We start from the raw sequence: 13,256 nt of genomic DNA on the forward strand, positions 1-13,256 counted from the left end.
ATTTAAGTAGTACAATTCACCAATGGAGTTATGACAACTAATGCAGCTATGCAGGGTAAAGCGATGAGTGTTGAGGAAGAAAAAATACAGGGAGGGGTTCAGTCTCTGGAAGTTGGATTAACCGTATTAGATGCATTAACCGCACATAATGCACCGATGATGTTAAAAGAGCTGTCCGAAGTTTTATCCATGCATCCGGCCAAAGTACACCGTTATGTGGTGAGCTTGATTCGTAAAGGTTATGCTCAGCAATTAACGGATGGGCGTTATAGTTTAGGTGAGCGCGCACATGCTTTTGGGGTGAATGCACTCAAGCGAACAGATATGCTGGAATTAAGCCAGCGTTATATTCAGGACATTCAGCAACGTCTGAATTGCAGTATTCATGTGAGTAAATGGTTTGCCGATGGTGCGGTCGTGGTTCAGTCTCTAGAATCTAACCATGTTTTTAATATTATTACCCGAGTCGGTTCACGCATGCCGCTGCTGAAATCTGCGACAGGGCGCTTGCATGCCTGCTATCAGCCTGAGCACATCATCAGGCCATTATTGGAAAAAGAATGGGAAAGTAGCGCTAAACCAGAACAGTATCCTGCAAATTGGGAAGATTTTTTAGAGCTGAAAGCGAAAATTCTGAGTCAAGGTTATGCTTCAGTCGCAGGAGATATGATGGCTGGGATCAATGCGATTAGTATTCCAGTCTTTAATTTTACGCAGCAACTGGATCATGTCATTACTTGTATTGGCACAGAAGATCAGTTACCCGAAGGACAAATGCAGCAAGCAATTGATTATGTACTTGGCGTACAGCGACAGATTGATGCTTTATTTCATCCAGCTGCTGCCATATAAAAGCGTCGATTAGATTGAAAAGATGAATTAAGTTTTAAATCCACCCTCTGGTGGATTTTTTATGGGGTTGTGGTGGCAGACAGTCGAAATATTTGATTTTTTGCCGCGCTGTCTAAAAGAAAGGGGGCATGAAATAGACAGCTAAGCTGAAACCCGTAGACTGAGGTTGCCTTGATTCAAGTTCCGAATAATAACGATAAAAAAGGCTTCTGACCCTAGAGTGAGAAGCCTAAGTGAACATGATATATTTTAAGCAAGCACAGACTCAGCGGAACTTGCTGCTTTAAGCACTGTCGCCATCGACTCAGCCACATAATCAATATTGTTTAAATTCAGGCCAGCAGTACACATACGGCCGCTGCGGACTAAATAAATACCATAATCGTGTTTCAGCAAATCGACCTGTTCTGCACTTAAGCCCGTATAACTAAACATGCCTTGTTGCTGGGTCAGATAGCTAAAATCCATATCTGGTAGCGCTTGACTGAGTTTATCTTCAAGTAAGCGACGCATCAGTAAAATGCGCTGACGCATTTCTTCTAATTCAGACTGCCATAGCTGAGACAACGCTGTGTCATTTAATACCTGACTCACCAATAACGCACCGTTGGCTGCTGGGCTAGAATAAATGCGGCGGACTGTTGCTTTAAGCTGACCCAATACATTTTGGGCAATGTTTGCGTCATCACAGACAACGCTTAAGCTACCAACGCGCTCGCCATATAAGGAAAAGATCTTGGAAAAAGAATGGCTGACAATAAAGTTCATACCAGACCGATCTAGCGCATGGATTGCATAAGCATCTTGCTCCAAGCCTTGACCAAAACCTTGATAGGCCATGTCCAAGAAAGGAATCAAGTCATTTGCTTTTAGAACCTCAATCACTTGATCCCATTCATGAGGTGCTAAATCTGCACCTGTCGGGTTATGACAGCAAGGATGCAGTAGTACGATACTTTGAGCAGGCAGCTGCTTTAAGGTATCTAGCATCGCAGTTAGATTTACGGCATTGGTATTTGCATCATAATAAGGGTAGAAATGGGTTTTAACACCCGCGCCATTAAAGATCGCAATATGGTTTTCCCAAGTTGGCTGACTGACCCAGATCTCGGACTTCGGAAAATATTTGTTTAAGAAGTCTGCACCTACTTTGAGTGCACCAGAACCACCCAAAGTCTGAATGGTGATGACACGTCCTTGCTGACGAGCAGGGCTCGCCTGACCGAAAATCAGTTCTTGTGCAGCCTGATTAAAGCTCTTGAGTCCATCCATCGGCAAGTACACTCGGACTTTGTCATAGTCAGGAATTAAATGAGTATAGGCTTTTTGAACCGACTGTAGCTGTGGCACGATATTATCTTCATTATAATAAAGTCCGATACTGAGATTGACCTTATTCTGGCGCGTATCTTTGCTGAATTCCTCCATCAGAGAAAGAATGGGGTCACCTGCATAGGCATCAATATGTTGAAACATGAATACATCCTAATATGATAAATACGATATTACGCTTCTGGTAAGGAAGTGATTTTACTTTTTTCAAGTAATGCAACATGATCTTCTTGCTTTCTTTTAAAGAGATAAGCCGTCAGTAAAATCGCGATCCAGACAGGAATCATGAGAACTGCGATTTGCATATCAGGGCTACGACTCATAATGAGCAGAATACTCGCCATGAAGGCAATACATAAATAATTGGTAAATGGATATGCCACACTTGGAAAGTGAGTTTTTACCTGCATGCGATTCATGGCTTTTTTAAACTTTAAATGTGTATAAGAAATCACGACCCAGTTAATCACAATAGCCGCTACGACCAGCATCATGAGTAAGTTAAATGCTTTTTCAGGAAATAAATAGTTAATCAGAACACATATTAAAGTAAAGAAAGCTGAAACCATAATCGCATTTACAGGAATACCACGCGGATTAATTTTGCTTAAAAATTTTGGGGCATTGCCTTGTTGTGCCAGACCCAGCAGCATTCGGCTGGTACAGTAGTTGGTGCTGTTATAGACAGAAACAGCTGCAGTCAAAACCACAAAATTCAAAACAGCGGCCACGGTCTGGCTGCCTAAAGAGTCGAAAATCAATACAAAAGGACTACCACCTTCAGCCATCATATTCCATGGATAAAGTGACAAAATTACGACTAGGCTTAAGATATAAAATAACAAGACGCGGTAAACAATTTGGTTGACGGCTTTTGGGAGAGTTTTCTGAGGATTATCTGTCTCTGCTGCTGCAATACCTACCAGTTCAATTCCACCGAAAGCAAACATAATCATGGCCATAGCCATCACTAAACCTGTAATACCATTGGGGAAGAAGCCACCGAGCTGCCATAAATTTTGTAAGCTAGACTGGCTATGACCACTACCGCTGGCCAGCAAGTAACTACCAAAAGCAATCATGGCAATAATTGCCACGACCTTAATGATGGCTAGCCAAAACTCCATTTCACCAAATAATTTCACGTGTAGTAAATTAATGACATTAATGAAAATAAAGAAACCCAAAGCGGAAACCCAAGTTGGAATATCAGGCCACCAGTAATGGATATAGAGGCCGACAGCACTGAGTTCAGCCATACACACTAAAATATTCAGTACCCAATAATTCCAGCCAGACATAAAGCCTGCAAATTTGCCCCAGTATTTATAAGCAAAATGACTAAAAGAACCACTCACGGGTTCATGCACAATCATTTCACCAAGCTGGCGCATCATAAGAAAGGCAATAAGGCCTGCGATGGCATAGCCTAAAATAACAGAAGGTCCTGCGAGTTTGATGGTTTGTGAAATACCGAGGAATAGCCCCGTGCCGATAGAACCACCGAGGGCGATGAGCTGAATATGACGATTACTTAAACCTTTTTTCAGGTTTCCTTGTTCAATGTGCTGCATTTTTATTCTTCATCCATGTGAGATAAAGCCCTGAACCATGATGATGTGTGTACTTATTTTTATATTGTCATCGGAGCGGACTTTAATTTTACGAGTATAATTTTTGTGCAAAAGTTAAATTTCCCTGTACATAAAACTATATGTACAGGGAAATTCTAGAAATCGTTTAAGCTTTAGATACATCTAAAACACCACGTTTAATTTGATCACGTTCAATCGACTCAAATAGCGCTTTAAAGTTGCCTTCACCAAAACCGTCGTCATCTTTACGCTGAATAAATTCAAAGAAGACAGGACCTAGCATATTTTGAGAGAAAATTTGTAAGAGGAGACGTTTATTACCGTCTTTAGTATTGCCATCCAGCAAGATGCCCCGTTTTTGTAGCTCATCGGCAGGTTCACCGTGGTTAGGCAAACGTTCATCTAGCATTTCATAGTAGGTATTGGGTGGAGGTGTCATGAACTTGGCACCTAACGCTTTGAGTTTGTCCCAAGTGCTAATCAGGTCATCACAAATGAAGGCAATATGCTGAATGCCTTCACCGTTAAATTCATTGAGGAATTCGGCAATCTGGCCATTTCCTTTATCCGAATCTTCATTGAGCGGAATACGGATTTTACCATCTGGTGCCGTCAGTGCCTTGGACGTTAGGCCAGTATATTCACCTTTAATATCGAAGTAGCGAATTTCTTGGAAGTTAAAAATCTTTTCATAGAAATCAGACCAATACTGCATACGGCCTTTATACACATTATGGGTCAAATGGTCGATTTCATATAAACCTGTGCCGACAGGATGGGATGGTACATCATCAAAGAAGATGAAGTCATTTTGGTAAATGTCACAATCGACGAGGAAAATAGGAGAGCCACCAATCCCTTTAATCGCTGGGATATTTAGCTCCATCGGACCAACTTGGTTGTAAATTGGTTCAGCACCAATTTCTATCGCCTTTTTAAATGCCTTTGCCGCATTCTTGGTTCGGAAACCCATTGCACAGGCAGAAGGGCCATGTTCTTTATAGAAATAAGCTGCATACGATTCAGGCTGATAATTTAGAATGATATTAATTTTGCCCTGACGCCATAAATACGCATTTTTAGACTTATGCTTTGCCACTTTGCTGAACCCAATGGTTTCAAACACCGCATCTAGCTGACCATCTTCAGAAACAAATTCAATAAATTCGAATCCACATAGTTCTAATGGGTTGGCTAATTCATTCATACAACGTCCTCATTTCTTTTTTAAGCAATCCTATTGCTTATCTTTTTAACGATTCCTTTCAGAGCCAACGGACTGGTCGCTACAATTCTAGAGCGAGAGAGACAAATCCGTTTGTCTGACATGGGGCACCTGTTCAGCAGCATTCTTAATGTTGAGTGAACAAGTGTAGGAGTTTTAATTCATCATACTTGATCTGAATTATTATTCAATACGTAATTTAATTACGCAATAAATAAAATTGGTAAACGATTGACCTATAAATTAAATTAATATTATTCATAAAAATATGTTTTAAAATAGGGGAGCTTTGTTATACCAAGATTTCAGGATGAAATCTGTGCTATAGGACTAAAATAGAAGGGAAAAATTGGGTATGAAATTTGGCTTATTCAGTGAATCTATTGAGAGCAGCTATTTTAAACAGCCAACCAACTGATTCGAGCACGAAAATTAATTGTAAAGTGTCAAGAATAGTTTGACTTAGTTAGACCTGACTTGAAAACCCAGATGCAGGGTGTCGCAACGAGCGAGTTTCTTCACGCTGAATTTTTTGCATCAGCTTGAGGGGCTGTTGGATCGGAGTCCAAGTTTGAGGGGGATTATTAGTATCTGGGCGCGATGAATCGAATTTTTAGTGTTTATGATTAGGCTTAGAGAGTTTGAAAACAACCATAAAGTGGTGCGCTCTGCGGGACTCGAACCCACGTCGGTCGCTTAGGAGGCAACTGCTCTATCCAGTTAAGCTAAGAGCGCAAAAGTGCGGTTAATGTAGCTGATTTTACTCAAAAAAAATAGTTATTGCCGAAACAATAACTATTTAAAAATGAAAATTTTATGCTTTTCTAAACAGAATTTTGTATAGAACGAACATTAATACGATCCAGACGGGGATCATAATCACAGCGCCGCTTAAACCTTGTGTCCACATGATGTAAAGCACTACAGCGATAAATCCAAGAACAAGGTAGTTACTGAAAGGCGACCAAAGTGCAGGAAATAAGGGTTTTTTCGCTTCGCTTTTCATGGCCTTCATAAATTGAAGATGAGTTAAGCTGATCATGGCCCAGTTCAATACCAAAGCGCCAACAACGATGTAAATTAAGTTGCTGAGTGCATCTTCTGGCGCAAAATAGTTCAACAGTACACAACCGAAAATCAGTAAAGCAGAGAACAAGACTGCTGGAATTGGCACACCTTGCTTATTGGTTTTACTGAATATTTTAGGTGCATTACCTTGCTGTGCTAAACCAAACAGCATGCGGCTGTTAGCATACATACCGCTGTTATATACAGAAAGTGCTGCAGTCAAGATAATAAAATTCAGTAAATGTGCAGCCCAACCAATACCTAATTGACTGAAGATCATTACAAATGGGCTCTTATCTAAGCCGCCAAGTTGTAATTCATTCCAAGGTACAAGCGATAACAAAATGGTTAATGAACCCACATAGAAAATGAGGATACGGAATACCACTTGGTTGATTGCTTTAGGAATTGATTTTTGTGGATTATCAGCTTCTGCTGCAGCCATACCAATCAATTCAATACCGCCAAAGGCAAACATGAGGAAGGCAAGCATATAGAATAGACCTTCAACGCCATGCGGGAAGAAGCCGCCATGAGACCAAAGGTTGCTGAATGAAGCCGTGGAATCTGCGCCTGCCGTAGCCAAAAGATAAAGACCAAATACAATCATGGCGACGACGGCTGTGACTTTGATGATAGCTAACCAGAACTCTGATTCACCGTAAAATTTCACATTACCTAAATTGACTAATGTAATGATAACAAAGAAGGTTAAAACAGATGCCCATGCAGGAATATGAGGCCACCAGTAGTTGATATACTTCGCAACAGCGGTCAGCTCGGTCATGGCTACTAGAACATATAGAATCCAGTAGTTCCAGCCTGCAAGAAAGCCTGCAAATTTGCCCCAGTATTTGTTTGCAAAATGACTAAAAGAACCTGCAACAGGTTCTTCAACAATCATTTCCCCGAGTTGACGCATGATTAGAAACGCAATTAAACCGCCGATTGCATAACCCAAAATAATGGATGGGCCAGCAGATTCAATCACATGTGCGGAACCTAAAAATAAGCCAGTACCAATTGCGCCGCCCATGGCAATCAATTGAATATGACGGTTCTTTAAGCCACGCTGAAGTTGAGACGACTCTTTATTCAAGTTATTTCAGCCCGACAATGGATAAGTGTTTCCGATTGTAATAGATCGCGAAGAAATCGCATAGTAGCTCAAAATTTATGAAAAAAAGTTATTATTCATATGAAAAATAATATGTAATAAATTGTAAATAAAAAACATACGAATCAATATATTAATTTTATTTAAATTATAAAATCGGGAATTTTATTTGGAAACTGGACGTTCACAAATGGTTTTTTTTTATACTTACTTAGACTAAAGTCCTGTACGTTACGCATGGATATTGAAAAAAGGTATGATGAACCAAAGTTAAATCAGCATGCTTGACTTAACACAATGATAAATATGAAGGATTCAATAAAAATGAGTTTTGCACCGCAAATCAAAATTCCAGCAACGTATATGCGTGGAGGGACCAGTAAGGGCGTATTCTTTAAATTAGATGATCTCCCAGAAGCTGCGCAACAGGCTGGACGCGTTCGAGATCAGTTATTGCTCCGCGTAATTGGCAGCCCCGATCCTTATGCAAAGCAGATTGATGGTATGGGTGGTGCAACATCAAGTACCAGTAAAACGGTGATTTTAGCGAAGAGCCAACAGCCAGAACATGATGTCGATTATTTATTTGGGCAGGTGTCGATTGATCAGCCTTTTGTCGACTGGAGCGGAAACTGCGGTAACTTAACGGCTGCTGTTGGTTCATTTGCGATTTCAAATGGTTTGGTCGATGCTGCACGTATTCCAGAAAATGGCATCTGCACAGTCCGCATTTGGCAGGTGAATATTCAAAAAACCATTATTGCACACGTACCTATTACGCAGGGCCAAGTTCAAGAAACAGGTGATTTTGAACTTGATGGCGTGACGTTCCCAGCTGCAGAAGTGCAAATTGAATTTTTAGATCCAGCCGATGATGGTGAAGATGGGGGTGCAATGTTCCCAACAGGGAATTTGGTTGACACTTTAGAGGTTCCAGAGATTGGTCGCTTTCAAGCAACGTTTATCAATGCAGGTATTCCGACCATTTTCTTAAATGCAGAAGACATTGGCTACACGGGGAGTGAATTACAAGACGCAATTAATGGCGATACTAAAGCTTTAGCGCGTTTTGAAACGATTCGTGCCTATGGTGCAAAACAGATGGGGCTGATTCAAGACATTTCTGAAGCTGCCAGTCGTCAACACACGCCTAAAATTGCTTTTGTTTCTAAGCCAAAACAATATGTCTCTTCGAGTGGTAAAACCATTACAGAGCAAGATACCGATTTATTGGTTCGTGCACTTTCTATGGGTAAATTACACCATGCGATGATGGGTACAGCGGCTGTTGCCATTGGCACCGCAGCAGCGATACCAGGAACCTTGGTCAATTTGGCCGCGGGAGGTGGAGCACGTGAAGCCGTTCGTTTTGGTCATCCTTCAGGGACCTTACGTGTAGGAGCGCAAGCGATACAAGAAAAGGGTCAGTGGGTAGTGAAAAAAGCTGTCATGAGTCGTAGTGCTCGCGTGTTGATGGAAGGTTGGGTGCGTATTCCAGCGGAAAGCTTGGATTAACGCTATGTAAAAAGCCTCTTTCTGTAGAGGCTTTTTTATGTCAACTCTAGGTCTGTGATAAGAAGGCTAAAAATAACTAAGACCATGAGCAGTGAATTTTAGAGCTTGATTGCTTGTGTAATGGTTGCTTGAAATAGTAGAAAAGTCATTCTTATCACCTCGTCTGCAAAAATTAATAGAATACTGTGCCTTGTTTGTGCTTTTGGCATAGAGAAAGCGGGCAGAAAGCAGTATCATGCCAACAGATCATTTCAAATGATCGGCTCAGGCAAACTGAGTACCAGATTAATTTATCCTATTGTTATTCGAGGCGAATGTGTCAGCACTAACCGACGTATCAGCAAATGCACTCCAACAGGCTCAACAACGTATTCACGATGATTTATTGACGGCACTTGATGCTTTTTCAATTCCGGAACCGTTAAAGAGTGCTGTGCATCATGCGGTCATGTTAGGTGGCAAACGTGTGCGTCCTGCGCTGTGCTATGCCACGGCACATTTAAATCCAAACAATAATGCAGCAGCCGTGCGCCGTGCCGCTGTGGCTGTGGAGTTGATTCATTGTTACTCTTTGGCACATGATGATTTGCCGTGTATGGACAATGATCTTTTGCGTCGTGGTCAGCCGACCTGTCACGTGGCTTATGGTGAAGATACAGCGTTACTTGCGGGCGATATCTTGCAGTCTATGGCGTTTGAAATTTTAGGTAGTCGACTGTTTGATGCTGGCCCAGTGGTTGATCAGGGTATTGTACTGAAGCAGATGCAAATTTTAGCGACAGCGAGTTCTAAAATGGTGTGTGGACAAGTCCTTGACCTACAAGCCGAAGGTAAACGTGTCGATCAGGCTGCACTTGAAAATATCCACCGAAATAAAACGGGTGCATTAATCTCTGCTGCGGTGATGATGGCCGCGGTGACTGTATTTGACGGTTGCGATCAAGCGATTCCAAAGTTACGCGAATATGCGCAGGCAATTGGTTTAGCTTTTCAGGTGCAAGACGATATTTTAGATATCATTTCAAATACAGATGTACTGGGTAAAACCGCAGGGAAGGATGAGCAAGTCGAAAAATCGACTTATCCAGCCTTGATGGGACTTGAGGCTGCACAAGAGTATGCCAAGACTTTGCATAATCAAGCCTTTGCTGCTCTGGCTTATTTCCCAACGGATGCGGCGGCAGAACTTAATCAGATTTCACAGTTTTTATTGGCTCGCCAAAGCTAAGTTTCAGTGTTTAGATTAAAAAAAGAGGATATAGCCTGTCCTCTTTTTTAATACTTATTTCTTAGAGGCTTGAGTTTTTCCTCAACCACAATAAAAAAGACAGCTCGAAAGCTGTCCTCATTTAATCAAACCAAGCATCAGTTAGATGTCTTTACGTCCCATAACACCACGGATGGTACTTAAAATATCGGCTGGCAATACCACTGTTTTAGCATTGTTCGATTTAGACATGTCTTGCATCGCTTTGACATATTGTTCACCCAATAAGTAAGCCACAGGAATTTCCTTGTCGCCCACAGCCGAAGTGACCATTTCAATGGCACGTTGAGAAGACTCTGCTAAGACCACTTGTGCTTCTGCGTCACGACGAGACGCTTCTAAACGGCCGTCTGCCTCTAAAATCGCTGCTTGTTTTTCACCGTCTGCTTTGGTCACGGTCGCACGACGTTGACGCTCAGCCGCCGCTTGAGCTTCCATTGCTGCTTGCATGGTTGAAGAGGGTTGAATATCTTGAATTTCAACGGTTTTGAGGGTGATGCCCCAGTCTGAAATATCATCCGAAATGGCTGCTTTAAGTTTGGCTTTAATGTGATCACGAGACGATAGCGCATCATCGAGATCCATTTCACCAACGATTGAACGCAGTGACGTTTGCACTAAGTTTTGAATGGCCCATGTATAGTTTTCAATTCCATAGACAGCATTTACAGGCGTGGTGATGTTGATATAGGCCACTGCATTCATGAGCAAAACGGCATTATCGCGGGTAATCACTTCTTGAGAGGGAATGTCTAATACAATGTCTTTGGTCGTCACTTTATAAGCCACTTCATCGACATAAGGAATCACAAAGTTGAGACCTGGATTCAACGTGGTATGGTATTTACCCAGACGTTGCACGATCCATTTATAACCTTGTGGAACAATACGGACACCTTTAAAAATGGTGACAGCGGCAAAAGCCAAAATTGCTAAAACGACAATAAATCCACCAGACATATGCTTAACTCACTTTTATCTATTTTCGTTGGTTGAGAGATGTGCTTTGACCATTAAATCATTGCCCAGTATTTCAACGACACGTACTCGGTCGCCGACGTGGACTTTATCTAAAGTACGACAGTTCCATTCATCTGAACCGAGTACTGGAATGGGAAAGCGAACGCGAATGTGTTCATTTTCAGGACTCGCTTGAATCACCATGCCAATTTGACCGATGGTTGCTTCGCGAGACAGTCCTGCTTTGGTTTTGTCAGTCGAAAGCGGTTTAATAAATTTAAACCAAAGTAAAGTGCATAAAATCGACAAAATAATCCACGTCACAAACTGCGTGGTAACACCCATCATGGGGAACATCCAGTACAAAATACCGACCATAATGGCCGCAATACCGAACCACAATGCGGCAAAAGCAGGCAGAATCAGCTCTGATAACATTAACAGAACGCCCAATACAAACCAGTGCCAAGGTTCAAAAGCAAATTCCATACATCTACTCATATATTCGTTATAGGGATATAGATGCAGAAGCATCTATATCAATTTAGCAGATGAATAAGTCTTTGAATATTAAAAATCAAATTTTTTAGAATTTGGCTTTAGGGGCTGGTTTAAAGGCAGCAGGGGTCTTTTTAAAATCGACAATGGCTTTTTCGATCGATTTAATTTTGAGCTGTGCGGCTTTTTCACCTTCTAAAATAGATTGATTGCTGGCTTTTAAGTCCAAAGTACCCAAGTGTCCGACTTTGGGTTGAATCACCACAGTCGCTTGGCTCAATTCTTCATTGATGCTTTGCTGCCCCATAATATTAATGGTCTGGTCGAGCAAGCCCCACATATTGAGGGGTTTGTTGCCGACAGGGCGGGCTGAAATATCAATCGCGATCACAATATCCGCGCCCATGTCCTTGGCTGTTTTGACTGGAATTGGGCTGACCAGACCGCCATCAACATACTTGGTTCCACCAATCACTGCAGGGACAAAAACGTTCGGAATACTGCATGAAGCACGTACTGCTTGGCCCGCATTGCCTTTGATAAAGTCGGCTTTACGTCCAGTGTCAAGACGGGTCGCCACTGCAGCAAAGCGGATAGGGAACTGTTGAATCGGTTTGTTGCCAACGTGTTTGTTGACATAGTCTTGCAGCTTTTGACCTTGAACAAACCCTTGGGAGTTGAGGGTTAAGTCTCGAATGTCCGATTCTTTTAAGGTCAACGCAATTTGTTGAAGCTGGAAAGGCGTTTTACCACTGGCATAGATACTGCCTACAAAACTTCCAGCACTGGTTCCCGTGACAATTTTAGGTTTAATACCATGTGACTCTAAAACTTTAAGCACCCCAATGTGTGCAAAACCTTTGGCACCGCCACCGCCGAGTGCAATCGCAATGACAGGTTCGCGGGCTTGAATGGGAGTTGTTGTTGGTGTTTTCTTTGATGCAAGATCACATCCTGCCATAGTCAGTGTGAGTGCACCAATCAGAGATAAACGAGCAAAATTCATGGTCAAAAGTACTAAAACGCAAAACAAATAATGGTGCACATCTCAGCAGATTCGATCTTGATTTACTAGCTATTTTTTAAGCGTTTTTGTAAAGGCTTGGCCAACCATTTTGGGTTTTTGGCTGAAAATTTGCCAATATACAGATCTAAAATATGCTCTAAGTCTTGCTCAAAATCCCCAGTAGGATGAAACACACCCAAGCAGTGGATGGTTTTTTGCGCATAGTCAAAGGAAAACATCACAATTGGAATCTGTGCACCATACGCAATGCGATAAAAGCCACTACGGATGGATTCGGCTTGCTTACGTGTGCCCTCAGGTGCCATACCGACCCAAATTTTTTCTTTGCTGTGAATAATATCGATAATGTCTTGGGTTAACCCTTGAGCATGGGTACGATTGACTGGAATTACGCCAACCCACTCAAGTAAAGGTTTCAGCGGGGTATGAAACAAACTGTTCTTGCCAAAAATAGTGATTTGAAGGCCTAAGCCCAATAGAGCTGTAAAACCATGCCATGCATCGATATTTGAGGTATGTGGTGAGATAATTGCTACCGCTTTAGGCAGGTTGGGAAATTCGCCAACAAAGCGCCAACCTTGCGCCAAATAAAGCCGCTTAAAAATAGCGCGAGTGAATGCAGATGAGTTACGACTTGGAACTTGATCTGGTAGCTCTGGAAAATATTGGTTCATTGTTATTATACTCAATCGACCAAGATGTATATGATTTCATCATAAGCAGTGATCGGCTTGAATTCATTGGCAAAAAAAGTGAACGGATAGCGATCTCAGATGAACATTTTGACCAATCCATGTATA

11 protein-coding genes and 1 tRNA gene are annotated in these 13,256 nt (G+C 41.8%); 3 read left to right on the forward strand and 9 right to left on the reverse strand.

The features are described from left to right. The first annotated feature begins 30 nt into the window (after positions 1–30). Positions 31–852, forward strand: coding sequence for an IclR family transcriptional regulator (locus GVX98_RS11430; protein ID WP_159128136.1), 822 nt, complete (start codon positions 31–33; stop codon positions 850–852). A gap of 249 nt (positions 853–1,101) precedes the next feature. On the opposite strand, the gene GVX98_RS11435 is transcribed toward GVX98_RS11430, so the two are convergent. The 5 genes from GVX98_RS11435 to GVX98_RS11455 all read right to left on the reverse strand — a co-directional run bounded on the left by GVX98_RS11435 (position 1,102) and on the right by GVX98_RS11455 (position 7,171). Next, on the reverse strand, positions 1,102–2,328 hold the full coding sequence (locus GVX98_RS11435) for an amino acid aminotransferase (protein ID WP_159128137.1): 1,227 nt from the start codon (positions 2,326–2,328) through the stop codon (positions 1,102–1,104). 29 nt (positions 2,329–2,357) lie between these two features. Next, positions 2,358–3,758, reverse strand: coding sequence for an amino acid permease (locus GVX98_RS11440; RefSeq protein ID WP_004981288.1), 1,401 nt, complete (start codon positions 3,756–3,758; stop codon positions 2,358–2,360). 166 nt (positions 3,759–3,924) lie between these two features. Beyond that, entirely contained in the window at positions 3,925–4,986 is a 1,062-nt protein-coding gene (hppD, locus tag GVX98_RS11445; RefSeq protein ID WP_087010368.1) for a 4-hydroxyphenylpyruvate dioxygenase, read from the reverse strand. A gap of 677 nt (positions 4,987–5,663) precedes the next feature. Further along, positions 5,664–5,739, reverse strand: a tRNA-Arg gene (locus GVX98_RS11450). 79 nt (positions 5,740–5,818) lie between these two features. Then, positions 5,819–7,171 carry an amino acid permease gene (locus GVX98_RS11455; RefSeq protein ID WP_004981282.1) on the reverse strand — a complete coding sequence of 451 codons (1,353 nt, stop codon included), beginning with the start codon at positions 7,169–7,171 and terminating at the stop codon, positions 5,819–5,821. 342 nt (positions 7,172–7,513) lie between these two features. Here GVX98_RS11455 and prpF point away from each other — a divergent pair, with 342 nt between their 5' ends. Next, on the forward strand, positions 7,514–8,704 hold the full coding sequence (prpF, locus tag GVX98_RS11460; protein WP_159128138.1) for a 2-methylaconitate cis-trans isomerase PrpF: 1,191 nt from the start codon (positions 7,514–7,516) through the stop codon (positions 8,702–8,704). Between the two features lie 316 nt (positions 8,705–9,020). Continuing rightward, complete coding sequence (locus GVX98_RS11465) at positions 9,021–9,932, forward strand: polyprenyl synthetase family protein (RefSeq protein WP_004981275.1); 912 nt, start codon at positions 9,021–9,023, stop codon at positions 9,930–9,932. A 141-nt stretch (positions 9,933–10,073) separates the two neighbouring features. On the opposite strand, the gene GVX98_RS11470 is transcribed toward GVX98_RS11465, so the two are convergent. The 4 genes from GVX98_RS11470 to GVX98_RS11485 all read right to left on the reverse strand — a co-directional run bounded on the left by GVX98_RS11470 (position 10,074) and on the right by GVX98_RS11485 (position 13,130). Beyond that, positions 10,074–10,931, reverse strand: a complete 858-nt coding sequence (locus GVX98_RS11470) for an SPFH domain-containing protein (RefSeq protein WP_004981272.1) — start codon at positions 10,929–10,931, stop codon at positions 10,074–10,076. Positions 10,932–10,946: 15 nt separating this feature from the next. After that, on the reverse strand, positions 10,947–11,420 hold the full coding sequence (locus GVX98_RS11475) for an NfeD family protein (RefSeq protein WP_004981271.1): 474 nt from the start codon (positions 11,418–11,420) through the stop codon (positions 10,947–10,949). A 97-nt stretch (positions 11,421–11,517) separates the two neighbouring features. Next, positions 11,518–12,435: a patatin-like phospholipase family protein gene (locus GVX98_RS11480; protein ID WP_004981268.1), complete on the reverse strand. Its 918-nt coding sequence runs from the start codon at positions 12,433–12,435 to the stop codon at positions 11,518–11,520. Between the two features lie 65 nt (positions 12,436–12,500). Further along, positions 12,501–13,130 carry a 1-acyl-sn-glycerol-3-phosphate acyltransferase gene (locus GVX98_RS11485; protein ID WP_159128139.1) on the reverse strand — a complete coding sequence of 210 codons (630 nt, stop codon included), beginning with the start codon at positions 13,128–13,130 and terminating at the stop codon, positions 12,501–12,503. Positions 13,131–13,256 lie beyond the last annotated feature (126 nt).

Source organism: Acinetobacter sp. 8I-beige (assembly GCF_902505955.1).
GTDB lineage: Bacteria > Pseudomonadota > Gammaproteobacteria > Pseudomonadales > Moraxellaceae > Acinetobacter > Acinetobacter johnsonii.